General features: G+C 61.6%; 24 protein-coding genes. 13 read left to right on the top strand and 11 right to left on the bottom strand.

The annotated features are described in order from the left end of the window. Positions 1-4 precede the first annotated feature (4 nt). The 6 genes from ROSMUCSMR3_RS16265 (at position 5) to ROSMUCSMR3_RS21290 (ending at position 3712) form a co-directional block, all read left to right on the top strand. The gene (locus ROSMUCSMR3_RS16265; protein ID WP_081507990.1) at positions 5-247 is read left to right on the top strand and encodes a XapX domain-containing protein; all 243 of its coding nucleotides are present in this window, start codon (positions 5-7) and stop codon (positions 245-247) included. After that, the gene (locus ROSMUCSMR3_RS16260) at positions 244-1068 is read left to right on the top strand and encodes an efflux RND transporter periplasmic adaptor subunit (RefSeq protein WP_081507989.1); all 825 of its coding nucleotides are present in this window, start codon (positions 244-246) and stop codon (positions 1066-1068) included. The genes ROSMUCSMR3_RS16265 and ROSMUCSMR3_RS16260 overlap by 4 nt, the downstream gene beginning before the upstream one ends. After that, positions 1065-1289, top strand: coding sequence for a hypothetical protein (locus ROSMUCSMR3_RS16255; RefSeq protein WP_081507988.1), 225 nt, complete (start codon positions 1065-1067; stop codon positions 1287-1289). The genes ROSMUCSMR3_RS16260 and ROSMUCSMR3_RS16255 overlap by 4 nt, the downstream gene beginning before the upstream one ends. A gap of 15 nt (positions 1290-1304) precedes the next feature. Continuing rightward, positions 1305-2270 (top strand): pirin family protein, encoded by a 966-nt coding sequence (locus ROSMUCSMR3_RS16250; protein WP_008279999.1) that lies wholly within the window; start codon positions 1305-1307, stop codon positions 2268-2270. Then, on the top strand, positions 2267-3175 hold the full coding sequence (locus tag ROSMUCSMR3_RS16245; RefSeq protein WP_081507987.1) for a ring-cleaving dioxygenase: 909 nt from the start codon (positions 2267-2269) through the stop codon (positions 3173-3175). The genes ROSMUCSMR3_RS16250 and ROSMUCSMR3_RS16245 overlap by 4 nt, the downstream gene beginning before the upstream one ends. Before the next feature lie 171 nt (positions 3176-3346). After that, complete coding sequence (locus ROSMUCSMR3_RS21290; protein WP_157667343.1) at positions 3347-3712, top strand: hypothetical protein; 366 nt, start codon at positions 3347-3349, stop codon at positions 3710-3712. A gap of 98 nt (positions 3713-3810) precedes the next feature. On the opposite strand, the gene ROSMUCSMR3_RS16235 is transcribed toward ROSMUCSMR3_RS21290, so the two are convergent. Beyond that, entirely contained in the window at positions 3811-4611 is an 801-nt protein-coding gene (locus ROSMUCSMR3_RS16235; protein WP_081507985.1) for an alpha/beta hydrolase, read from the bottom strand. Positions 4612-5312: 701 nt separating this feature from the next. Between ROSMUCSMR3_RS16235 and ROSMUCSMR3_RS16225 the strand changes: the two genes are divergently transcribed. The 3 genes from ROSMUCSMR3_RS16225 to ROSMUCSMR3_RS21285 all read left to right on the top strand — a co-directional run bounded on the left by ROSMUCSMR3_RS16225 (position 5313) and on the right by ROSMUCSMR3_RS21285 (position 7280). Beyond that, a complete protein-coding gene (locus ROSMUCSMR3_RS16225) occupies positions 5313-5966 on the top strand; it encodes a hydrolase (protein WP_081507983.1) in 654 nt (217 codons plus the stop codon). Positions 5967-6497: 531 nt separating this feature from the next. Continuing rightward, on the top strand, positions 6498-7130 hold the full coding sequence (locus ROSMUCSMR3_RS16220) for a LysE family translocator (RefSeq protein ID WP_081507982.1): 633 nt from the start codon (positions 6498-6500) through the stop codon (positions 7128-7130). Between the two features lie 12 nt (positions 7131-7142). Next, on the top strand, positions 7143-7280 hold the full coding sequence (locus ROSMUCSMR3_RS21285) for a hypothetical protein (RefSeq protein ID WP_157667342.1): 138 nt from the start codon (positions 7143-7145) through the stop codon (positions 7278-7280). A 106-nt stretch (positions 7281-7386) separates the two neighbouring features. Here the strand turns inward: ROSMUCSMR3_RS21285 and ROSMUCSMR3_RS16215 are convergent, their stop codons facing one another. After that, positions 7387-8298: a helix-turn-helix domain-containing protein gene (locus tag ROSMUCSMR3_RS16215; RefSeq protein ID WP_008279992.1), complete on the bottom strand. Its 912-nt coding sequence runs from the start codon at positions 8296-8298 to the stop codon at positions 7387-7389. Between the two features lie 574 nt (positions 8299-8872). Next, positions 8873-9043 carry a hypothetical protein gene (locus ROSMUCSMR3_RS21280; protein WP_198385542.1) on the bottom strand — a complete coding sequence of 57 codons (171 nt, stop codon included), beginning with the start codon at positions 9041-9043 and terminating at the stop codon, positions 8873-8875. A 336-nt stretch (positions 9044-9379) separates the two neighbouring features. On the opposite strand from ROSMUCSMR3_RS21280, the gene ROSMUCSMR3_RS16210 reads away from it, so the two are divergent. Then, positions 9380-10843 (top strand): catalase, encoded by a 1464-nt coding sequence (locus ROSMUCSMR3_RS16210; RefSeq protein ID WP_081507981.1) that lies wholly within the window; start codon positions 9380-9382, stop codon positions 10841-10843. Positions 10844-11030: 187 nt separating this feature from the next. After that, positions 11031-12287 (top strand): DUF5996 family protein, encoded by a 1257-nt coding sequence (locus ROSMUCSMR3_RS16205; protein WP_081507980.1) that lies wholly within the window; start codon positions 11031-11033, stop codon positions 12285-12287. A gap of 211 nt (positions 12288-12498) precedes the next feature. Here ROSMUCSMR3_RS16205 and ROSMUCSMR3_RS16200 read toward each other — a convergent pair whose 3' ends face one another. The 8 genes from ROSMUCSMR3_RS16200 to ROSMUCSMR3_RS16165 form a co-directional block, all read right to left on the bottom strand. Then, positions 12499-13248 (bottom strand): amino acid ABC transporter ATP-binding protein, encoded by a 750-nt coding sequence (locus tag ROSMUCSMR3_RS16200; RefSeq protein ID WP_081507979.1) that lies wholly within the window; start codon positions 13246-13248, stop codon positions 12499-12501. Next, on the bottom strand, positions 13245-13919 hold the full coding sequence (locus ROSMUCSMR3_RS16195; protein WP_037297133.1) for an amino acid ABC transporter permease: 675 nt from the start codon (positions 13917-13919) through the stop codon (positions 13245-13247). Before ROSMUCSMR3_RS16195 ends, ROSMUCSMR3_RS16200 begins: the two co-directional genes overlap by 4 nt. A 3-nt stretch (positions 13920-13922) precedes the next feature. Next, on the bottom strand, positions 13923-14690 hold the full coding sequence (locus tag ROSMUCSMR3_RS16190) for an amino acid ABC transporter substrate-binding protein (protein ID WP_081507978.1): 768 nt from the start codon (positions 14688-14690) through the stop codon (positions 13923-13925). Positions 14691-15010: 320 nt separating this feature from the next. Further along, entirely contained in the window at positions 15011-16525 is a 1515-nt protein-coding gene (locus tag ROSMUCSMR3_RS16185; protein ID WP_081507977.1) for a VOC family protein, read from the bottom strand. 20 nt (positions 16526-16545) lie between these two features. Further along, positions 16546-17130 (bottom strand): glutathione S-transferase family protein, encoded by a 585-nt coding sequence (locus tag ROSMUCSMR3_RS16180; protein ID WP_081507976.1) that lies wholly within the window; start codon positions 17128-17130, stop codon positions 16546-16548. Positions 17131-17223: 93 nt separating this feature from the next. Further along, positions 17224-18057: an alpha/beta fold hydrolase gene (locus ROSMUCSMR3_RS16175; RefSeq protein WP_008279984.1), complete on the bottom strand. Its 834-nt coding sequence runs from the start codon at positions 18055-18057 to the stop codon at positions 17224-17226. A gap of 85 nt (positions 18058-18142) precedes the next feature. Beyond that, a complete protein-coding gene (locus ROSMUCSMR3_RS16170) occupies positions 18143-19732 on the bottom strand; it encodes an MFS transporter (protein WP_081507975.1) in 1590 nt (529 codons plus the stop codon). Positions 19733-19988: 256 nt separating this feature from the next. Beyond that, positions 19989-20240: a DUF1427 family protein gene (locus ROSMUCSMR3_RS16165; protein WP_081507974.1), complete on the bottom strand. Its 252-nt coding sequence runs from the start codon at positions 20238-20240 to the stop codon at positions 19989-19991. Positions 20241-20974: 734 nt separating this feature from the next. On the opposite strand from ROSMUCSMR3_RS16165, the gene ROSMUCSMR3_RS16160 reads away from it, so the two are divergent. Both ROSMUCSMR3_RS16160 and ROSMUCSMR3_RS16155 read left to right on the top strand, forming a co-directional pair. Continuing rightward, complete coding sequence (locus tag ROSMUCSMR3_RS16160; RefSeq protein ID WP_081507973.1) at positions 20975-21301, top strand: hypothetical protein; 327 nt, start codon at positions 20975-20977, stop codon at positions 21299-21301. 24 nt (positions 21302-21325) lie between these two features. After that, on the top strand, positions 21326-22300 hold the full coding sequence (locus tag ROSMUCSMR3_RS16155) for a zinc-dependent alcohol dehydrogenase family protein (RefSeq protein WP_198385541.1): 975 nt from the start codon (positions 21326-21328) through the stop codon (positions 22298-22300). Positions 22301-22326: the final 26 nt, after the last annotated feature.

Here is a 22326-nt window from a genome sequence, read left to right as displayed (position 1 = left end):
CAGGATGGATTGGAAACCCTATGCTGTGTCGTTTGCGTTCGGGCTCGCCGTCGGGGGGCTCTACGCACTTTTTGGCACACGCTCCCCCGCGCCACCAATCATCGCGCTGCTTGGCCTGCTCGGAATGCTGCTGGGCGAGACGGCGGTTTCATGGCTTAGGGACCGGACGACAGCCGCAGGGGCCGCCGCCCATTGCCTGCACGCGAAACATTTCGCAACGTCCGAGCGTCAGAAGACGGAGGGATGACACGCTGTCTTGCACTTCTGTTCGCAGTGACGACCGCGCATATGGCTGTCGCCGAACAACTTGTCTTTGAAGGACGGATCGAAGCCTCCGACCGTGCGGTCCTGTCCAGCCGCCTGAACGGCGTCGTAGCTGAAATCCTGTTTGAGGGTGGTGATCACGTCAAAGCGGGTCAGCCGCTGATCCGTCTTGATCCGACCGATGTGGCACTCGCACTGGAGATGACCGAGGCGCGGCTCGCCGAGGCCCAAGCACGCCTCGACGGGGCGGCCCGGCGAACCGCCCGTCAGGAAGAGATGCTTGACCGCGGGGTCGCTGCGGATGCCACTGTGGGTCCCGCCCGCACCGAAAGGGCGATGGCCGAGGCCGCGGTTGCGCTGGCAGAGGCCGAGCGGCGGCGGGCGGCGCTCGATCTCGAACGTGCGATCATACGCGCCCCGATCACTGGCCTCATCTCGCCGCCGGCCGTTGCCGTCGGCACCTTCCTCGAGGCGGAGGTTGCCCCGCCACTGGCGACGATCATCACGCTTGACCCGGCGGTCGTCGCCTACCAAGCACCCTATGCTGAACGGCTCGCCTCCCTCGAAGCGACCGGGTCCAGGACGGTTGCCGAGTTGCTGGAAACCGTCCGAGTAAAATTGCGGCTCCCCGGCGACAGGATCTATCCCGGAGAGGCGAGCCCCCATGCAGCAAGCCCCGAGGTCGATGCGGAGACTGGCACCGTAACCGTATGGGCGCGGTTTCCAAACCCCGATGCGCTGCTACGGCCCGGCATGGCCGTAATGGTCCTCTCGGAGATCGGCCAGACCGAGGTAGCGCAATGAGCGAGACCGCCACAGTTTCGATGCCAGTGTCCTTGGCCTTCGCCCCCCACGGGTGCAGGGCTCTGGCGATCCTTGGGCTCGCGACGGTCGTTTCTACTCTCGGAAGCTGGATGCACGATTTCGGCGCGCGCAGGCTCGGGCTTGGAACTTTTGCATCCAGCGCCGCGCCCAAGATATACTCTCTGGTGACCACAGCCGGTCGCCAGCCCGAAGACACCTAAACAGGAGACCAAAACATGAGCTGGAGCCCTTGCCCCGACCCAACCCTCGGTGACGCCGAAAGCGTCGATGCCATTGAGACAGTCATCGTTCCTCGCGCTGTCGATCTCGGCGAGATGACTGTGCGCAGGGCCCTACCCTCGACCGCGCGTCAGATGGTCGGGCCCTTCATCTTCTTCGACCAGATGGGACCAGCCGAGTTCCTAACCGATCAGGGCATTGATGTACGGCCGCATCCGCACATCAACCTCGCGACTGTAACCTATCTCTTGGAGGGTGAGATCCTGCACCGTGACAGTCTCGGAACCGAACAGGCGATCCGTCCCGGTGCCGTGAACTGGATGCGCGCGGGCCGCGGGATCGTCCACTCCGAGCGGACCGCGCCCGAGCTCAAGCGCACCGGGCAGCGGCTATTTGGGTTGCAGACCTGGATGGCGCTACCGGCTGCGGCAGAAGAATCCGATCCGGCCTTCATCCATCATGGTGAGCCGGACCTGCCGACCATCGAGGACGGCGCGCTGACTCTCCGCCTGATTGCGGGCGCGCTCCACGGCGTGCGCTCGCCACTCGCGACGGCTTCTGAGACGCTCTATGCCGACATCGCTCTGGCGGCGGGCGGGACCTATCGCGTGGAGGCCACGCATGACGAGCGCGCACTCTACATCCTGACCGGCCCGATCGCTGTCGATGGAAAGACCCACGAGCCTGGGACCTTGCTGATCCTCGCTCCGCGCGCCGAGGCGGTGATCACGGCCGAGCGCGACGCTCGCTTGATGCTTTTTGGCGGCGAGCCAATGGAGGGCCCGCGTTACATCTGGTGGAACTTCGTCTCTTCGCGCCCCGAACGCATTGAGCAGGCTAAGGAGGAATGGCGGCGCGGCCGCTTCGACACTGTGCCCGGCGACGAGGCGGAATTCATCCCGCTGCCCGAGACGAACAGTCCCCAGCAACGCGCCACGGGCCGTGAGGATCACCAGACATGACCGCCATCCCGGGGCTGCACCACGTCACCGCCATCTGCTCTGCCCCGCAGACCAATCTCGATTTCTATACCGGCACGCTTGGCCAGCGGTTGGTGAAGAAGACGGTCAACTTTGACGATCCCGGCACGTATCATCTTTACTACGGGGACCGCGCCGGAACGCCGGGGACTATCATGACCTTCTTTCCCTTCATCGGTTCCGGACCCGGACAGGCGGGTAACGGCATGGCCTCTGCCGTGGCCTACGCCTTTGATGCAGCGGGCCTTGACGCATGGGTGGACCTTTTGGCGCAGGGCGATGTCAACTTTGACGGGCCGGAGGAGCGGTTTGGTGCCAGGGTGATCACGCTCGCCGACCCCGACCAACTGTCCATCGAAATCGCCGAGACCGTCGACATGGCGTCCGGCGGCTTTCATTCGGTCACGCTACGCCTTGCCGATCCAGAGCCGACCGCGCGGCTCCTGACCGGGATCATGGGCTACGAAGAGCTTGGCGAGGAGACCGGCCCCGGCCTGTCGCGCCTGCGCCTGCGCGCGCCGGGCGGAGAAATGGGCAGCGTCATTGATCTCGTGCGCGACGATGGCACAACGACCGCCCGACAGGGCGCGGGCACCATCCACCACGTCGCCTTCCGCGCCCGCAACACCGAAGAGCAGCGCAACTGGCAGGAGCGCCTGCGTGCCGCGAGGCTCGACGTGACGCCGATCATCGACCGCCAGTATTTCAAGGCGATCTACTTTCGCGAACCGGGCGGCGTGCTCTTTGAGATCGCCACGGACCCGCCGGGTTTTGCCATCGACGAGCCGGAGGAGGCACTGGGCCGCAACCTGATGCTCCCCACGCGTTACGAACCGTACCGCGCGCGCATCGAGCGCATTCTCCCGCCACTGTCCGGGCATATATGACGGACGATCCACACAGTGCTGGCCGCATCCAACGGCGCGGGCCTAGCTAGCCCTCGTGCTCCTGCACAGCCGGGGGCCGAGACCAACGAAACCTTCGACTGCGGCGCGGCCCTTGTTCCGGCCGGTGCTGCATTGTTCGCACCCTAAGCGGGCGGGCGGCAACTGAAGGCCGTGGGTGGCCTGTCGGGCGGCCTTGTCGGCACTGGTGATGCGACGGGCGACCCCTTTGGTGGCCTCAACGGTCATACCCCGAAACACTTTGACTACGCGGCCGATCTCTTCGAATTGCCTATCTACTTTGGCTGCCACACCCGCGACCTGCATGTCCCGCTTGCCCGCGTGCGAGAGGGCGAAACGGTCCATGCAGGCTCGCAAGCTGATTGTCGAATGGCGATAAACCCCGGTGCCGGACACGCGACCACAACGCACGATGTGTCCACTCTGCGCAGGCTGCTATCTGACCCCGACGCAGACATAGCTCTTCTTTTGCGTCCCGCACTTGAGATTATTCGTCAGCCTATCGCGCCACCCTTTTAACTTCGAGCATCCCAAATTCAGATTTTCGCATTGGGCAGTGCATCATCTTTGCACCCCGAACCGAGGTCGCGCATTGAGACGCATAGCGTCTTTCCACCTCACTTCGTCGAAGCAGCCGTGGCCCCGGCATCCGTGCCTTGGACGGCCTCTGCCGCCCCCTTGGCTGCCGCATCGATCACGTCGGCAACCGCCTTCGGCTGCGTCAGGAACACGACATGGCTGCCGCGTACCTCAGTGGTCTCGGCGCCGATCCGACGGGCAGTGCTGCGAAGGAGATCTGGCGCGATGGCACCGTCCTCGGTGGCGACGACAAACCAGCTGGGCTTGGTCTTCCAGGCAGCGACAGTCACCGGCGCTGCAAGTGCGGCCATCGCGATTGGCACTTGAGCATCACGCAGAAACGCCGCCTCGGCCTCATCGGTGTCACCTGCAAAGCCAGCATGGAAGTGGTCGGCATTCAGGTAGGCAAAGCCGTCCGGCTGCTCTTCGGGCACAAAATTCGGAGGCGGCGGGATCTCGGAGTACTGATCAAGCGTGGATTGGCCGACCTCGGGCGCGAATGCGGCGACATAGACGAGGCCGACAACCTTCGGATCGGTGCCGGCCTCGGTGATCACGCTGCCGCCATAGGAGTGGCCGACGAGAATGACCGCGCCGTCCTGCCTGTTCAGCACGCGCTGGGTTGCCGAGACATCGTCGGCGAAAGAGGTCAGCGGGTTTTGTACGATGCTCACATCATAGCCACGCGCGGTCAGCTCATCATAGACCCCGCGCCACCCGGATCCGTCGGCGAATGCACCGTGGACAAGGACGATGTTAGGGACGGGGTTGGCATTGACGCCGAAGGCGACACTGCCGGCCAAGGCTGCGGCGGTCAGGGTTTTCAGGGTATTGGGCACGGTCGTATCTCCTTTGTGAGTTGAAACACAATGCTGCCGCTGGTCGTCGCGCCGTGAAGCGTGAACGGACAGACATCAAGCGCAGGCGCGTTGAAGGGACCAACAAAGCGCCACTGGTCACGCCGATCACAAGACCAACGACCAGCGAAATCACATCGAGTTGAAGATGGCGCAGGAGTTCGTGGATCGCGGAACGGCAATGGGTAAACTCTAGCGAGCGCCCTTATGCCCTGCAGCGCCGAAGCTGTCGCGAAGGTGCCGATCTTGCGGCCTTTCTGATCCGTGCCTGAGAAACAGAGCCGCGAGACTGGGGCTGTTTCGGTCGAGCGCCCTTCTGCGGACGCATCTGGCCACCGCGACTACGGTCTCGCCCTCAGAGCAGGCCGCGCCGGACGACCGCTATGGGGCGCGTGCGAGGTCATCCAAATCTTCATCCGGATCGACGGTGGCCGGTTCTGACGAACCCGTTCGGCCCCCGACAGCCGACAGATCTCGGCATTGTCCGGCATCCCGACCAACCACAAAGTTGCGGTGCACAAGCCTTTTGCAGTTTGCGTTCAGCAAGGCAAGCGCGCTTGGCAAAAGCGACATCACAGCAAGATCGGCACTGTCGCGGCAGTTCCCGCGCCGCACTCCTCAGGCATCTTCTATAGTTTTTGTCATCAGGACTCACCTCTTTCTCATACGCAAAGGATGATATCATGACCTTCCGCAACGGCCTCGACTCGCTTCTTCGACCCGAGGATTCGGTCCTCGTTCTGATCGACCATCAGCCCTATCAACTCGCAAACCTCAATAGCCACGACCCGCACATGGTGGTGAACAACACCACCGCACTGGCCAAATGCGCAAAGGTATTCGGCGTGCCCACAATCCTGACAACCGTCATCGCCGCCCGGGGTGGCGACCTCTTCCCCCATGTCAGCGAAGTGTTCCCCAACCAAGAGGTGATCGACCGCACGACAATCAACACCTGGGAAGATCCGAAGGTCGTGGAAGCGGTCAAGGCGACCGGCCGCAAGCAGTTGGTTATCGCCGGTCTCTGGACAGAGATCTGCGTGGCAATGCCCGCACTCCAGGCGGCGGGCGAAGGCTGGGACGTGACCGTCATCACCGACGCGTCTGGTGGCACGTCGGTCGAGGCTCATGAGGTCGCTATTCAGCGGATGATCGCGGGCGGCATCAACATGATGACTTGGCTGGCACTGGCATCGGAATGGCAGCGCGACTGGGCCCGGGCCGAGACTGCAATCGCTCTTAACGACGCCCTAAGGGACCATCTTGGCGGCAGCGCCATCGCCTATCTGTGGGAACAGCAGCTGCTCAACACAGAGGTTCCAAGCGTCGCCGCCTAACCTCGGCGGGGATGACGAAGCGCCTGGCCGCCCCCTCTTACGCGTTTACGGACGCAGATGCCGAGATCGCCTTGGCCTCTCAATAGGGCGGGCAGCCGCCCGACATCCAGACCGGCCAGACGCGGCGGTTCAAGGCGGATAGAGAGGCCAACAGGCTCGTTACGAACACGGCCAAACAGGCGAACGCGCGTGCGCTGATCGAAAGCTGTCTCGGGGCGAACAAGCCGGTCGCCCTAAGCTGCCATGTGCCCGGCGTCCTGCGCCATGTCACGGCGCCTGACCGGCACCGATGTCGCCAATACTGAGGACGGGCGCATTCCAACCGTGCTTTCGTTCCTTTACCAACCGGGCACTTGTTTGGTGCCCCCCCGTTTCGACCGACACAGGCCCTTGCATGCCAGGCATTGTGCAAAACCCTGCAGATATCCAGCGATTGACCGCGCGGGCCTGCCTGTCCGCACCATCTTTGAACCCGAAGGCGCTGAGCCTACTGCGCCCAATCCTACATCAACCCTTTGCTCGGTGAGTGATATGGACCTTTCTGCCTACCTTACATTCGTGATTGTCAGCGCCGTCCAGACCGCGACGCCTGGCCCCTCTACGTTGTTCATCGTGAACAACGCCGTCGCCCACGGCTGGCGGCGCGCACTGGGCGCGCTCAGCGGCGATCTAGTCGCAATCGCGCTGCTGGCCACGCTGTCCGTCGTCGGATTGGGGGCGCTGCTCCAAACCTATCCTGCCGCCTTTCTCACACTGCGCCTTGCCGGAGCTTTTTACATCATCTGGCTCGGTTTGACCTTTCTACGCGCCGCGCCCCCGCAACCACATCCGTCGGCACAAAAGACCATCCACGAACAAAGTGGATTGGCGCTTTGGATCAACTCCTTCGGCGTTGGCATCAGCAATCCCAAGGCCGTACTGTTCTTTGCCGCGCTGTTTCCCCAGTTTCTTCCGGCTGGCAGCGGAACGGCTGTCTTGGCCCTTTTGGTTTCAACATTCGTGGTCGTGAAATTCGTCATTCTCGGGGGCTACGCGATCGGAGCGCGACAGGCGGTGCGGCTCCTGAGCAAGCCCGAACATGCAAAGCGTGGACGCATGCTGACCGGCATCATCTTCCTCGCCTTCGGGGCGATTATGATCTGGTCTGCGCTGACCGCCACATAAGACCACGTCGCCATGCACGGGCTGACCCGCGACTGGGCCGAAGCGCCTCAGATGGGCGTCGACATCTTCCGCGTCGAGGGCGGGAAGCGGGCGGAACACCGGGAGGTTCTAGAGAGCAAGATGCCACAACTCTTGGCACCGCCGGCCTGATGATGTTCGACCCTGGGCAAGACACGCATCAACCCTGAACGGAACATGCGTGAACGTCCCTTTTCGTTGGGTCTGGGACATACGTCCCGGCTTACACCGGCAAGCATCACCGCAGCGTGTAGGAGCGCACCGGGTCACGAACGGCCCTGCGATAATCGGACGGGCTCACGCGCATTAGCTTGACGAAAACTCTGGCGAGGACCTGGTTGGACGAATAGCCAACCTCAAGCGCGATCTGCGTGACCGGCAGGTCCGTGTGTTCGAGCAGTTCGCACGCCTTCTCCACTCTCAGCCGCGTCATGTAGACCCGTGGCGGCACCCCGACGCTCTGTTTGAACATGCGGGCGAAATGGTAGGGTGAGAGCCGCGCCTCGGCCGCCAGATTATCCAGACTGATGTCTTCCGAGAACCGCTCATGCATCAGCTCGAGGCAACGACGTTCTGCCCACGGCGCAAGGCCGCCCCTTGCCGGAGCAAACGGCGTTCCGCCCAAGCGGCAGAGTTCTGCGAGGATCTCGCAGCCTGCGGCCCGCGCAAGCAGCCGCGACGGTGCCCCTTCATCCTCGCAGAGTGCCCAAAGGTTCCGCAGCGCCGACCGGATGGACGGCGAGTCCAACACTAGGCCGTAGGTGAAGGAGGTGTCTAACGAGAACCGACCGTCGGCGGCCTCGTCGAGCACGTCCTGCCACTGCGCCAAGGGAAACACCAAACTACGCAGCCGATGGCTTTCGTCATTGATCACTGTGGTCGCAAAGTCAGGCGCGGCTAAGGCGAGAGTGCCTTTACCGGTTCTCACATCAAAGCGGCCTCCTCCCAAGTTTCCCCTGACACGACTACAGCCAAGCATGTCCTCCATTAGGACGATGTCCGGCAAGGCCGGGCGAGACATGTCTCCGGCCGGGCGCGCCACTTCCAGAAGATCCAAGACCCCACCGGATGATTTTCTGGCCCGCACATAGGACGCATGTTGGCCCTCGCTGTGCCACTGGGCGAATGAAGAATGCGCATGAAAGGTCATTGTCGTCCCTCTAGAGCCACACGCGCGCCAAAGGGTTTTCGCGCCCGTTGATTAAGACGCCTGTCGACCTTCGCGATGGGGAGGACGAATATGCAGGCAGTGTCATCGTTGCATCTCCCATCAGGGAGACAAGCCGAACTTCAAAACAAACATGTCTGTTCGGCAGCGTTGGTACCGATGTTTCACTATCTACGTTGACCTCGAGAATATTAGTCGAATCTGACGTTGATCGCAACAAACGAAGACCGATGACGCGGCGGCGGTTCGCCCTGAGTGTTCCCCATGGTCAGGAGTTTGTTGCGTCAGCAACAAGCAGGAACAGGTTGCATCAAGCGAAAAACGTGTTGGGCATCTCGACACAAACCTGAGTTCAATCTGCTCTTCTTGCCAAATATTATGTATTTGATAGTCATATATAAATCAGGAAAAAATCCCGATAACGGGCAAGGATTTCTTACGAAAGCCACCATCAAGTCCTGTTGCAACATCTTTTAAGGCACAGTTGATTGCGGCGACCAAATCAGGTGCTTTGGTCGGGCAATTGACGGGCGTCAGTTCGTGGAGGACGGCAAATCTATCCGCAAGAGCGGTGCCATTGCAGCAATGTCAGCGCGTCGTTTCCGCCATCATCGGCTGCTTCGCTTTCGTGGCCGGGCGCGGCTTGGTCGGGCCATGGCCTGACACGTGCCATGAAATGCGCTGTCGATTTGTCGGAAAAGGCCGGGTGATCACGTCGGTGCGGCACCAACCCTTCTGGCGTAACGGCCACTGACCGACAGCAGGAATTCAAGCCATTCGCAGAAACTCAACCGTCCAGAGCAAGCCCGATACAGATACCGGTAAGTAGACGCAGTGGACCAACTGCGACCTTCCGCACGCGGACCCGAGTGACCGGCTCGTGCGCATCAAATCGCAAGAGCGGCATCGTCGTAGCAGGATCAGAAACGTGGGGTCGGACGGCACGCGCTAGACCTGTCTCACTGCAACGCTTTGCGCCCAAACCTCTGCGAACCAGTACGATCTTGTGTGGGCGGACAAAGCAAGCCGGAAAACGGCATGGCTCCAACGAACAGGATTGACCATGACTACCCAAGATTCCCCGACATCACGTCTGACAACCACTGCTGGCGCACCCGTCGCCGACAATCAGAACAGCCTCACCGCCGGGGATCGTGGCCCTGTTCTGATTCAGGACTGGCAGCTGATCGAGAAACTGGCCCATCAGAACCGCGAGCGAATTCCCGAACGTGTTGTCCATGCAAAGGGCTGGGGCGCGTATGGGACGTTGAGGATCACAGGCGACATATCGCATCTGACCTGTGCAGACGTGCTGCAACCCGGCACCGTGACGCCAATGATCGCGCGCTTTTCAACCGTGGCCGGGGAAGCGGGTGCTGCAGACCATGAGCGGGATGTGCGTGGCTTTGCGCTCAAGTTTTATACCAACGAAGGCAACTGGGATCTGGTCGGCAACAACACGCCGGTCTTCTTCGTGCGCGATCCGCTCAAGTTCCCAGACTTTATCCACACGCAAAAACGCCACCCGCGCACCAACCTGCGATCACCCACCGCCATGTGGGACTTTTGGTCACTCTCACCCGAGAGCCTGCACCAGGTGACAATTCTGTTCTCGGATCGCGGCCTGCCCGTCAGCCCAATGCATATGAACGGCTATGGCAGTCACACCTACAGCCTCTGGAACAACGAGGGCACTCGGGTCTGGGTCAAGTTCCACTTCAAGACCCGACAGGGTCATCGCCACTACACGAACAGCGAAGCGCAAGACGTCGTGGGGCGAACCCGAGAAGGCTATCAAGAGGCGCTGTTCGGCGCGATCGAGGCGGGGGAGTTCCCGCAATGGACTGTAGAGGTGCAGATCATGACACAGAACGAAGCGGAGGCGTTCGCGTTTAACCCGTTCGATCTGACCAAGATTTGGCCCCATGCGGAGTTTCCCCCGATCAAGATCGGCGTGCTCGAACTTGACCGCAATCCCGACAACTACTTTGCCGAGATCGAGCAGCTTGCCTTTAGCCCGTCAAACGTCGTGCGCGGCATCGGCCACTCGCCGGACCGGATGCTGCAAGGCAGGATCTTTTCCTATGCCGACGCCCATCGCTACCGGCTGGGCACCCACTACGAGGCGCTGCCGGTCAATAGGCCGCGCTGCCCAGTGCATCATTATCACAAGGACGGGGCGATGCGCTTTTTCGACGCCGCAGCCAACCCGGACGCCTATTACGAGCCGAACAGCCTAGACGGCCCGCAGCAGGATGCGTCCTTCGCCGAACCAACGTTCGACCTGCAGGGTCCGGTCGGCCGGTTCGACCATCGCGACGGCAACGACGATTTCATCCAGCCGCGCGCGCTGTTCCAGCTTTTCGACCAAGAGCAGAAAGACCGGCTCTACGCCAATATCGCCACGGCTATGTGTGGCGTTCCTGCCGCCATCACCGAGCGGCAGATCCGGCTGTTCCACCGGGTTCATCCAGATTTCGGCGCGGGTGTCTGCGCGGCGCTTGATGCGATGGACCCGCAATTCTGAACCAAGCCAGCGCGGGAAGAATGACTTGAATAAATCGGGGGCCCCCTCGAAGCAGGCCTTCACAACAGAGCCGACAGAGACGCTATCGACACGCGCTACCGACGGGAATGCCGAGCCGCCTTTCAATCGACAGAGGATCGGATGACCAGAGTCCATCGTGACACAGGGTGAAGGGAGAAGAAACGCGATGAGCACCGAGTGGCCTCACCTCGACTACCTCGGGTGGCGAGAGACCTGCTCTGCCCTCCACCTATTTCTGCAGATTGCAGGAAAATACCGGCTCGCGCATACGCCGTGGCTTAACCATTCCTGGAACGCGACATTCTATGTCACGCCGACGGGGCTGGCATCCTCTCAGATCCCCGACGGTCCGGGCATCGAGCTCCTGTTCGACTTTCGAGAGCATATGGTCGTGGGAAGCTGTGGCAACGGCCACCGGGCGTCTTTCGCGCTCGGGCCGACCACGGTCGCGGCATTTCGTGCAAAGTTCGAGACGCTGATCACCGACCTTGGGGGCACGCCGAGCTTCAACGACACCCCGAACAAGGTGCCCTACCCCGTGCCGTTCAGCGAGGATCATCGCGACCGGCCCTATGACCGGGACGCGGTGCAGCGCTACCATCAGGCATTGGTGGCGATCGACACGGTGTTCCACCGGTTCCGGACGTCCTTTGTCGGCAAGTCCAGCCCGGTCCACCTGTTCTGGGGCGCGCTGGATCTCGCCGTGACCCGTTTTTCGGGGCGGCGCGCCCCGCTGCATCCCGCCGGGATCCCGTTTCTGCCAGACGACGTGGCGCAGGAAGCCTATGACCGCGAAATGTCCGCCGCCGGGTTCTGGCCGGGCGGCAATGGCATCGACTACCCCGCCTTCTATGCCTACGCCTATCCGTCCCCCACCGGGTACCGAAGCGCGTCGGTGCGTCCCGACGCGGCCTTTTGGCACGCGGGGCTGTCGGAATTCATGCTGCCCTACGAGGCGGTACAGAGCGCGCCAGATCCCGAAGAGACGTTGATGGCGTTCTTGGTCTCGACCTACGAGGCCGCGGCCAACCTTGGCGGATGGGACCGCGACCTGCTGGAATGTGCCCATGGACGCCCGCGTCAGGTGCGCGCGCCCAATGCCACACAGACGATTGCCGCCTTGGCGACGGATGGCACGGTCGAGCGGGAAGACGGCCCGTCGAAGGGGCGCTATCGGCTTGTCGTTGATGGTGTCGAGGCTGAGATGAGCTATAGCCGCGTCAGCGCAAGCCAGATCATCATTGATCACACCGAAATCCCCGACGCCTTGCGCGGTCGCAAGGTCGGAGCAAGGCTGTTGCAACAGGCGATCGAGGACGCGCGGCAGGATCAGGTGGTCATCATCCCACTCTGCCCGTTCGCGAAGGCGATGATCGGTCGCCATCCGGAATGGCAAGACGTGTTGTCCCCATCAAAGACCTGACCGTCGTGGATCGACCTTGTGGGCTTAAAGCCTTTGGCGATTTACGGATCACGGTTTCCGAGGGCCTCTATCCGGGCGACACTCTGTTCGCACTGTCACGCGAAGCCCCCGAGCAGCTTGCGTCCTCACACGCTGGCCTTCTTCTAAGGCTCCCCCTCACGAACTCAGCCTTGAAAAGACGAACACCAAATTCGAACAACCTGAACTGGCTTCAACCATCTATCCGGGCCAGAAACCGCCGGAGCCGCACATCCTGTGGTGCTTCGAAGATCTGCGCCGGTGTGCCCTGCTCGACGATCTTGCCACCGTGCATGAACAGGATGCGATCGGCAATCTCGCGGGCAAACTGCATCTCGTGGGTGACGATCAGGATTGTCTGTCTCTGCTCCGCAACCCGGCGCATCAGATCGAGCACTTCTCCGACCAACTCCGGGTCCAGAGCCGAAGTCGGTTCATCGAACAGCATCAGCTCCGCTCCAAGTGCCATCGCGCGGCCAATGCCGACCCGCTGCTGCTGCCCGCCGGATAGCGCCGCTGGATAGCTGTCGGCCTTGTCGGCGAGACCTGTCTCGGCAAGCACAGCTTTGGCGCGCGCAACGGCCTCGGACTTGGGCAAGCGCTGCACTGTTATCAGCGCCTCCATGATATTCTCAATCGCCGTCTTGTTGGCGAAAAGCGCGTAGTTCTGGAACACGAACCCGGTGCGCCGCCGCAGGCCAAGGATATCAGAGTTGCGTGCATGGGCGGCATCCACCGTCAGATCGCCAATAGAGATCAGACCAGCATCCGGCCGGTCGAGGTAGTTGAGGCAGCGTAGCAGGGTCGATTTTCCGGTGCCCGAGGGACCGATGATCACCACTCGCTCGCCCGCCGCAATGTCGAGGTCGATACCGTCAAGGACAGGCTTTCCGCCGAATGTCTTTGTCAGTCCCCTGATCGAGATTCCGGTCGTCGATGTCATCGCGCGTAAGCCTTATCGAGATAGGTTTCCAAAACTTTCTGGCCCTGATTGAGCGCTTCGACCATACCCCAGTAGATCACTGCCACGACAAGAAAGGCCTCGAAGTAAAGGAAGCTGCCGGCAGCTTCTTTCTGGGCGGCGCCCATCATCTCGGTGACACCAAGGGTAAAAGCGAGCGAGGTCGCCTTGAGCATGTCGATGAAGTAGTTGACCAGCGTTGGCGCCGCCACACGCGCGGCCTGCGGTAGAATAATGCGCTGCATCAACTGCCACTGGGTCATCCCAATAGACTGGCCCGCCTCCCACTGGCTGCGGTCGACGCTGATAATTGCGGCGCGGATTGATTCTGCCATATAGGCCGCGAAGTGCAGCATCAGACCCAGGATCGCCGCCGTGACCCCGTCGATCCTGGTCAGAACAGACAGTACCTGTGGCAGCCCGTAGTAGAACAGAAAAAGCTGCACCAGAAGCGGAGTGCCGCGAAAGAAGCTGATAAAGACAATCACCAGCCAATCCAGAATCGGCACACGCACGACCCGTTCAACCGCCAGAAGGGCTGACAACACCAGCGCGCAAACCATGGCCACTGACGCCATTGCCAGCGTCAGCGGCACATAGCTCAGGATCACCGGCATCAAGCCGACCATGTACCCGATGTCGAGCCCCTGCACGGACTATTCCGCTAAAAGCGTGGTGATGTCGGACCCGAACCACTTCTCAGAGATCTCGGTCAAGGCGCCGTTCTCGCGCAAAACGACAAGTGCTGCATCGACCTTGGAGCGCAGGGCGCGGCCGTCTTCGTCATCACGAAACGGCAGGGCATTGCGAATTTCCGAGAACGGCTGGCCAGCCAGTTGCAGCGGCAGTGGGCTTTGCTTGATCACCTGAGCCGAGGACACCCGGTCCATCACAAAGGCATCGACGCGGCCAAGTGCGGTGTCCTGCTCGATATTGCTGTCGTAGGTCCTGATCTCGACCTCACCGGCAAAGGGCAGATCGCGCAGCAACTGTTCAAAGTTCGAACCGAGGTTTACGGCCACTATCTTGCCGCGCAGATCGTCGACCCCGGCGATAGCGTCATTGCCCTTGCGCGTTACCACTTGGGCACCGTCGATCACATAGGGTTCGGTAAAGGCGAACTTCGCCTCTCGTTCTGGCGTGATGGTGATTTGGTTGGCAATGGTGTCAATACGGCCCGCATCTAGCGCACCCACCAGCCCGGAAAAGGACATGGTTTCGAATTGGATGTCGAGATCGGCCACCTCGCCCACCGCATTCATGACATCAACTTCAAAACCCTGCAGGACATCTTGGCGCACAAAGGTGAAGGGGAAATAGGCGCCGGACATGCCGACAGTCAAAGTGCCGTCCTCGGCCTGAGCAGCGGCGGCAGAAGCGGCGACAAATCCGGCCAGAGTGGCGGCGCGAAGGATATAGGACATGGCGAGAGACTCCTTGGTGTCTGCAACAGGGGCAGAGATGCCCACCCATGTGGGCAACCACAAGAGCGACCGGAAATCAGGTCCCGACATCCCCACAGACGGGAAATATCGGAATGGACCGAGCATTTTGGCCGTAATCTTCGAAACCCGTTCCATCAGAACGACCGGAACCGCGACAAATGTCCCTGAGCTGAGATGTCGTTTCCAGCCGCAACGCGGTTGGGCATGGCGGCTATGCATCCAACGCAGGGGAGATTGGCCGCAGTGAAGTCTATGATCTTGGGCGATGTTCCGGAGCCCCGCTTTTTCGCCTTGACCAGTCATTGGCCCGCATAGCCCAGTCCAAGCCAGTCGGCCACCTCGGCGACGTCTGCGGCGATCAGCTCATGGCCGCTAGGTACTGTTCGGGTGTCGACCTGCGCACCCTGCGCCCTCAGATTATCGGCCAGTACTGGAGCGTAACTGTCCTGCCCATTGACCATCAGCACATGCGTTCCAGAGAGATCCTCCGCCGGTAGCGGATCAAGGACCTGAACCGCGCGTAGCAAAACAGCACGGCGTACAGCGGACGGGTAGACCTGCATCACGGCGGCCAGAAAGTTCGCGCCGTTGGAATAGCCGAGAAAGAAAAGCCGGGTCACATCGATCCCGTAGTTGATCACCGCGTCCTCGACGAAAGCGGCGAAGGCTGCGGCTTCGCTTTGGATATCGGCCTGATCGAATGTCGTGGCGTCGAACCGTCGGAACCAGCGATTGATCTGTTCCTCGGTGGCCCGGCCACGCACCCCCAGAAGCGTCGCCTGCGGGGCGATGCGGCGCGCGATCGGCATCAGATCGGCCTCGTTTCCTCCGCTACCGTGGAGCAGCACCAGAGTAGTGCCGTCGGGCCTTTCTGGCCGGTTGAAGCGGTGCACGAAGGGGAGCTTTCGGACGGGGAACCGCTCGTCGCCCGGCATCGAGAATTGAGGCAGCATGGCCTCGATATCTTGGGTGTGGCCCGCAACATGCGGCGGAAAGAACAGGGTCCGGCCAAGGGCCTCCGGTGCTTCGTCAATGGTCATGCCCGGCCCGTCAGTGGCGTATTCCATCAGGATACCAGCCGGATCGCGAACATAGAGCGACAGGAAGTACTTTCTGTCATGAATTTCTGTCGGTCCATGATCCAGGAGCGATTGCCGCAGGGTTCGGATGTCATCGGCATCCTTCGCCCGAAAGGCCACGTGATCGGGCACGCCGGCCCCTGCGACCGATGGTACGAAGCCCGATGCGTCCCGGACATCGACCACATCTGTCTCTGACGTCATGCGTTGCGTCAGGCCTGTGTGTTGCGCGTACTTATAGCCGAATACTGTCAAGAACTCTGCGGTCTCTCTGGCCTTATCGGTAAGGACGGTTACGCCCCGCAAGCGTATGGGTCCCTCCGGAAGCGGAGCGGGGGTCGACAAGGCGACGCCAACCAGTTTCACGATCAGCCCGTCTGGATCCCTGAGCCGCAGAACCGGCTCTCCGAATTCGCGCGATGGCCCCTCGAACGGGACACCCGCCGCGAGCGCCTTGCTCAGCCAGCTTTCGATGGAGGCCGGGGGAACCGCTAGTGCAATTTCCAGAACCTGGCCGATGCCAGTGCGTCCGCGGCCTGTGGCCTCCCAGACGAGGAAGGTCAGAAGGGATCCGGGGCTGCCCAAGCCATCGCCGTAGATCAGATGCAATTGCTCGGAATCCGCATAGCCCGCCGTCCGCTTGACAAGTTTGAGGCCAAGGAAGCCAACATAGAAATCGACATTGGCCTGCACATCAGCGGTGATGCCGGTGACGTGGTGAAGTCCACTCATCATTCCTCCGGCATCACCTGCGCTCACGCCCTGCCCTCCCGCGCAATGATCTTTTGGACGGCGGGTCCTGCGGCGATCCTGTCACGCAGCCTCTGCACATCGGAAAAGTTCTGAAGCCCGCCTTGCAGAATTTTCGCCCCGAAGCGGATCATCTGGAAAGCATAGGCATCAATCACCGATCGTCCGCCGAGATGGCGGTTCGGAATTCCGAGAGGCTGAGAGGCCAGCTTGACCCCGGCCCCGACCGTTGCCTTCCGGGCTGCATCGCTCTTGTTGATTGTGTGGCGGTTGGGCATGAAGATCAGCCAGAATGAGGCGTGAAGGTCCGCAGTGAGAAAGGCAGACCAGCATTTCGCGCGGATACTATCACCGCCGGACAGTCCGGCCTCCGATAGCTTTTGCCCTAGATCATCGAGGATCGCGCCGGCCCGAGTCAATAGCCAGCCGCTGTCTTCCCGAAAGGTCGGGACGGTGCCGGCGGGATTCATGGCGAGAAGCTCCTCTGAGCCGATCCTGACCTTGACCGCCTTGTAGGGTGCTCCGATCCATTTCGGCACGATGTGCGGTACCAGAGAGCAGCCAGCCGGGGCGTAGTAGACAGTGGGCATTGCGTTCCCTTTCCGGGATGAACTGTGACGTCAGAGATCACCGCGTGATATGCGCGCATGATGGACGCAGCATACCGGCGACACCCCATCACGTCAGGCCGAGCGCGCGAAGGCAAGAAGATCGGCATTGATGAGATCCGGATGCGTGGCAAAAAGCCCGTGTGAAAGGCCGGTGTACGACTTCAGCGTGCCATCCCTGACCAGCCAGATCGCCTTGTGGGCCGAATTCGAAATCGGCACGATCTGGTCATCCTCACCGTGCAGGATCAGAACCGGTGCGGTGATCGCTTCCATATCCTCGCTGAAATCGGTCTCGGAGAATGCGGCGATGCAGTCGAAATGTGCCTTTGCGCCGCCGGACATGCCCTGCCGCCACCAGTTGTCGATCAGACCCTGACTGACCTTCGCGCCATGCCGGTTGAAGCCGTAGAATGGGCCGCTTGGCAGATCGAGAAAGAACTGCGCTCTGTTGGCCGACAGCGCAGCGCGCAACCCGTCGAAGACCTCTGGCGGCACGCCATCCGGATTCGCATCGGACCGCACCATCACCGGCGGGATCGCAGCGATCAGCACCGCGCCAGCGACACGGCCCCGCTCGGCCCGCGCCGCATAGCGCGCAACCTCGCCGCCCCCGGTCGAATGCCCGACATGGATCACGTCGTGCAGGTCCAGCGCCCAGGTGATCTCGGCAACATCGGCAGCATAGGTGTCCATGTCATTGCCGCTGTCGGTCTGGTCGGATCGCCCATGTCCGCGGCGGTCATGGGCTATGACGCGGTAGCCATGGGACAGGAAGAACAGCATCTGGTTGTCCCAATCGTCGGCGCTCAGCGGCCAACCGTGGTGAAACATGACGGGTTGGGCATCTTTCGGACCCCAGTCTTTGTAGAAAAGGCGCGTCCCGTCGGATGTGGTGACAAATGCCATGGAAAAGCTCTCTGAAGTGCAACTTGAGTTGATGGGTGGTTCGGGCAGACAGAAGGACGTCAGGCCTTGGGCGTCTTGCGGCGTGTCATGGTGGCCGCAGCAGGTGGCGGACAACTGGCGGCTTATCGCCCAAATGGTATTCGTTCAGGAGGTCCTGATCCAACTGGTCGGCCCGGGTCACCCGCTCGTGCTGGCGCTGATGCTCGACCCAGCTTTCCACCACGAACGTCTCGACGATCCGCCCCGGTTCGGCGACATCTTCCCAGACATCCCATCGAATTGCCCCGTCGCGATGCCTCACAGACTTGAAGCGGCGTAGGGCAGACACGAACTCGACCAGCCGCGAAGGCTCGACCCGATATTCGATTTCGATCAGGACCGGACCGCGGTCCATGCCCGGCTGCACGGAAACGACGGGGTCCGCCCAATGGTGCGAGGGCGCAAGATCGGTGCCCGAATGCTGCGGCAACCGCCAGCGGACCGCCAGGACAACGGCCAGGATCTGCCCCACGCCCGCGATCACCAGAGCCGTGGCAACGCTGGTGCCGGTGGCAAGCGTTCCCCATAGGACGCTGCCGCATGTCATCGCACCCTGAAACGTCAGTAGATAGACCGCCAGCGCCCGCGCCTTGACCCATCCCGGCGCGGCCATGTGCGCGGCAACGTTCAGCGACGTCAGCATGCCGATCCAGCCCAGGCCGGCCAGGAAGAGAACGGCTCCGGCGACCCAGGCATGGCTGGCCCGCGCGAGCGCCAGCATTGCAAGCGCGAAGAGGAGTGTCGCGGCGACAGACACCGGATTGGCGGGCACTATTGTCCGCACCCGCTTGAGCAGGATCGCACCGGCGACCGCCCCGGCACCCATGCAGCCAAGAAGCACGCCATACCCGGCTGCATCCAGACCAAGCCCGCGTCGCGCGATGAGCGGCAGCATCGCCCAGAGCGCGCTTCCGAACAGGAAGAACCCCATCGCCCGGATCAAGACAAGGCGCAGCGCAGGAGAATGGCGCGTATAGCGGTAACCGGCTTTCAGGGCACCGAAGAAATGCTCGGGTGGCAGGGTGCGGGCGGCCTGAGGGCGCTTCCAGGTGACCAGCACAACAAGCACGCCCAGCACGGAAAGCGCGTTCAGCGCGAAAACGGCTGGAATGCCGGCTATGGCAACGATCGCCCCGCCCAGCGCCGGGCCCACCGCGCGCGAGATATTGACGCCGAGGCTGTTCAGCGCGATGGCGTCCGGTAGGGCCTGCCTGTCCACCAATTCCGGGACGATCGCCTGAAATACCGGAGCACTGAGCGCGGCCGCAATGCCTAGCATGAACGTCGCGGCGAGCAGGATGCCAGGAGAGACAAGCCCAGCCGCCGTCAGCATCGCCAGGGTCATCGCCGCAAGCAGACCAAGCACCTGTGCTGCCAGCAGCATCTTGCGCCGATCCACGATGTCGGCCAGTGCTCCGGCAGGCAGGGCAAGCAGGAACATCGGAAGCGTCGTCGCGGTCTGGACCAATGCGACCAGCAGCGGGCTGGGCGACAGCGAGGTCATCAGCCATCCGGCACCCACATCATGCATCCAGGTCCCGACATTAGAGACAATCGTAGCGATCCAGAGCGCCCGAAAGACCGGGTAGCTTAGCGGGCGGGCGCTGCCAGTATCCTCCGACATTTTCTCAAGCATTGAATTTTCCAGTTGGGGGGAAGCGGCCCGCGCTGGCAAAGACGGTCAGATCTGCTTTGGACATGAGATTTTCCATGGTTTGAACGGACGCAGGACGCGCGACGCCACCCCATCAACGTTGCGGGACGTGTTGGATGACGCAGCGCCAGAAACGGATTGCCGCCGGGCCATGGCTTGCGATGACCACTTCGGCACCTGCCGAGCGATCGAAAACCCGTCCTCCTTTTGAGCTGCGATGGACCGGATGCGTTGATCTTCAGGACGCATCTGATTTCCTCGCAGAGTCATCCCGGGCGGGAAGCGCGAAGGACTTGGCGTGCAGAACCGACTGCACGACGCTTGCATGGCCCTTGAGCCATTGAACTCCGGCCTCTCCGGCAAGCATGCCCAAGAGACCGAGCAAGGCGATTATCGGTGGTGCAGGCGAACGAACCGAAACGAGGCCATAGATCATGCCGATGACGAGACCGACAACCAGCGAAACGATGAACGGTTGAAACTGGCTCATGAGGGGGTGCCTCCCTTAGGATCAGGTCAAGGGCAGGATATCGTGCGGTCCACCGCCACGCGGCGCAGATGCTGCCTCGAAGGTGCCGATCTTGCGGCCTTTCCGCTCTGCGCGATCGGAACGCAAAGGGGGCTCCTTGTCCGGACCTCTGCCCCCGGCGTGAATCGCCGCTGCCGCGTGCGTTTGACTGCAAAATCGGAGCCGTGGCAGCAAGGCCTGCAACGAGTTCTACCGGAGCACATTGAAGGGTTCGCGCAGTCTGGCCCATTGCGGTCGGGGGTCGTCAGCATCCTGTCTTTATGGAACCAAATGTCCGGCTGGCGATGATAAACGGTGGAAACCTACGATTCATGCTCGCACCACACGCGATCTTGGCGAGGTGCGCGGTTTGAGGGGAGAGGGCGAGGCCTGAGGACGTGGCTAGGACGGTCTGGCAGTTGGGGCCACGCGATAGCGACGCGAAGGCACAATATACGCTAAGGGCAGCCGAGCGGTGAACCTTGGCCTCGCACTGCGAGAACAAAGGTTTCTTTACCAAAAGGTCGGCTGGCCGCGCAGACAAGTCCGCTAACAAAGCACCGTATCCCCGTTTTTGCCACTTGGTCCCGCAATTCCACGCAGAATGGATAGCAAGAGCGGTCCATGCCAAGCAAGTTCAGCACCGCGCGCAAGTGATGGATTTGCTAACTTTGCTAAGTGCAGTTCGGATCCAGTGCAATCTGAGGGAATAAATCATGCCCTATCCCAACGACCTAGCATTCATGCCTCAGGACATAGAGGTGCCGTTCGTTGTCATCGGCTTGATCAAGGTTAATCAACCCGTCTGCACGCCGCGCAGTGGTGCGCAACGCTTGGGTCCGAGTTTGGTTGAGAACGGCGCATCGAACAGCACGTGTCACCTGCTTTCCACGGTGTGCGCCAATGAGCGCGTAGACGGCAGAATGCCGAAACGAAGTGAGTATTCGGCACTCTTCCGGGGGCATGAGTACGACCCCACACCAACCTTCAAAGCGGACGCCTTGAACCAGAAGATCGCAAATGCGCGATATCAATTCATCTGAAACTGGAGAACAATCATGCGAGCTATGAGCCTCACTGAATTCGGCGGCCCCGACGCTTTCGCTCTTTCTGAATATGAGACCCCCAAGGCCGGCGCTGGAGAGGTATTGGTCCGGGTCCATGCAACCTCTATCAACCCGCTCGATTATCAGGTGCGTCGCGGCGACTACCCCGATCTGGTGCCATTGCCTGCGATTACCGGTCACGATGTCTCAGGCGTCGTGGAAGCCGTCGGCTCTGGCGTATCGGCATTCAAGCCTGGCGATGCCGTCTGGTACACACCGCAGATTTTCGGGGGTCACGGCAGCTATGCCGAGTACCACGTCGCGAGCGAGGCGATTGTTGGTCACAAGCCGGCTGGTCTCACCCATCTTGAGGCAGCCAGCCTCAGCCTCGTGGGCGGCACGGTCTGGGAGGCGCTGTTCACGCGGGCGGGCTTGCGCCTTGGAGAAACTGTCCTTGTCCACGGCGCGGCTGGCGGCGTGGGGCATGTTGCGGTTCAGGCCGCCAAAGCATCTGGCGCGTTCGTTGTAGCGACCGCTTCGGGCTATGATGCCGACTTTGTGCGCAGCCTCGGTGCCGATGTGGTGATCGACTATCGCACCGAAGACTACGTGGCCGTCGTGAACCGCGAGACTGGCGGCGTTGGCGTGGACGTCGTCCTTGACACGATCGGGGGCGACACGCTTGAACGCAGCCCGCGCGTGCTCGCACAACTCGGTCGCATCGTCTCGATCGTCGACATTCCCAATCCGCAGAATCTGATCGAGGCCTGGGGGTGCAACGCCAGCTATCATTTTGTGTTCACACGTCAGAACCGGGGGAAGCTGGACGAGCTTGCAACCCTTGTTGACCGAGGATTGTTGAAGCCGCATGTCGGCGCGGTCTACCCGCTGGCCGGCATCCCCGACGCCCACGCCCTGCTGGAGCGCCCGCGCAATGGCGTACGCGGCAAAATCGGGATCGCCGTCGTCGACGAGAATGCGTCCAGTCAACCATGAGCCCTCGGTTGATCGCATGTCCGGCA

This window comes from Roseovarius mucosus (genome assembly GCF_002080415.1).
GTDB classification, from domain to species: Bacteria; Pseudomonadota; Alphaproteobacteria; order Rhodobacterales; family Rhodobacteraceae; genus Roseovarius; species Roseovarius mucosus_A.
This window is presented reverse-complemented; position numbering and strand designations above follow the sequence as displayed.

Coding starts and splice junctions, on each gene's coding strand:
- ROSMUCSMR3_RS16165 (WP_081507974.1), bottom strand. CDS start 20,240: ATGAGCCAGTTTCAACCGTTCATCGTTTCGCTGGTTGTCGGTCTCGTC.
- ROSMUCSMR3_RS16205 (WP_081507980.1), top strand. CDS start 11,031: ATGAGCACCGAGTGGCCTCACCTCGACTACCTCGGGTGGCGAGAGACC.
- ROSMUCSMR3_RS16260 (WP_081507989.1), top strand. CDS start 244: ATGACACGCTGTCTTGCACTTCTGTTCGCAGTGACGACCGCGCATATG.
- ROSMUCSMR3_RS16250 (WP_008279999.1), top strand. CDS start 1,305: ATGAGCTGGAGCCCTTGCCCCGACCCAACCCTCGGTGACGCCGAAAGC.
- ROSMUCSMR3_RS16200 (WP_081507979.1), bottom strand. CDS start 13,248: ATGACATCGACGACCGGAATCTCGATCAGGGGACTGACAAAGACATTC.
- ROSMUCSMR3_RS16265 (WP_081507990.1), top strand. CDS start 5: ATGGATTGGAAACCCTATGCTGTGTCGTTTGCGTTCGGGCTCGCCGTC.
- ROSMUCSMR3_RS21285 (WP_157667342.1), top strand. CDS start 7,143: ATGCACGGGCTGACCCGCGACTGGGCCGAAGCGCCTCAGATGGGCGTC.
- ROSMUCSMR3_RS16225 (WP_081507983.1), top strand. CDS start 5,313: ATGACCTTCCGCAACGGCCTCGACTCGCTTCTTCGACCCGAGGATTCG.
- ROSMUCSMR3_RS16180 (WP_081507976.1), bottom strand. CDS start 17,130: ATGCCCACTGTCTACTACGCCCCGGCTGGCTGCTCTCTGGTACCGCAC.
- ROSMUCSMR3_RS16185 (WP_081507977.1), bottom strand. CDS start 16,525: ATGATGAGTGGACTTCACCACGTCACCGGCATCACCGCTGATGTGCAG.
- ROSMUCSMR3_RS16170 (WP_081507975.1), bottom strand. CDS start 19,732: ATGCTTGAGAAAATGTCGGAGGATACTGGCAGCGCCCGCCCGCTAAGC.
- ROSMUCSMR3_RS16255 (WP_081507988.1), top strand. CDS start 1,065: ATGAGCGAGACCGCCACAGTTTCGATGCCAGTGTCCTTGGCCTTCGCC.
- ROSMUCSMR3_RS16175 (WP_008279984.1), bottom strand. CDS start 18,057: ATGGCATTTGTCACCACATCCGACGGGACGCGCCTTTTCTACAAAGAC.
- ROSMUCSMR3_RS16220 (WP_081507982.1), top strand. CDS start 6,498: ATGGACCTTTCTGCCTACCTTACATTCGTGATTGTCAGCGCCGTCCAG.
- ROSMUCSMR3_RS16210 (WP_081507981.1), top strand. CDS start 9,380: ATGACTACCCAAGATTCCCCGACATCACGTCTGACAACCACTGCTGGC.
- ROSMUCSMR3_RS16215 (WP_008279992.1), bottom strand. CDS start 8,298: ATGACCTTTCATGCGCATTCTTCATTCGCCCAGTGGCACAGCGAGGGC.
- ROSMUCSMR3_RS16245 (WP_081507987.1), top strand. CDS start 2,267: ATGACCGCCATCCCGGGGCTGCACCACGTCACCGCCATCTGCTCTGCC.
- ROSMUCSMR3_RS16160 (WP_081507973.1), top strand. CDS start 20,975: ATGCCCTATCCCAACGACCTAGCATTCATGCCTCAGGACATAGAGGTG.
- ROSMUCSMR3_RS16190 (WP_081507978.1), bottom strand. CDS start 14,690: ATGTCCTATATCCTTCGCGCCGCCACTCTGGCCGGATTTGTCGCCGCT.
- ROSMUCSMR3_RS16155 (WP_198385541.1), top strand. CDS start 21,326: ATGAGCCTCACTGAATTCGGCGGCCCCGACGCTTTCGCTCTTTCTGAA.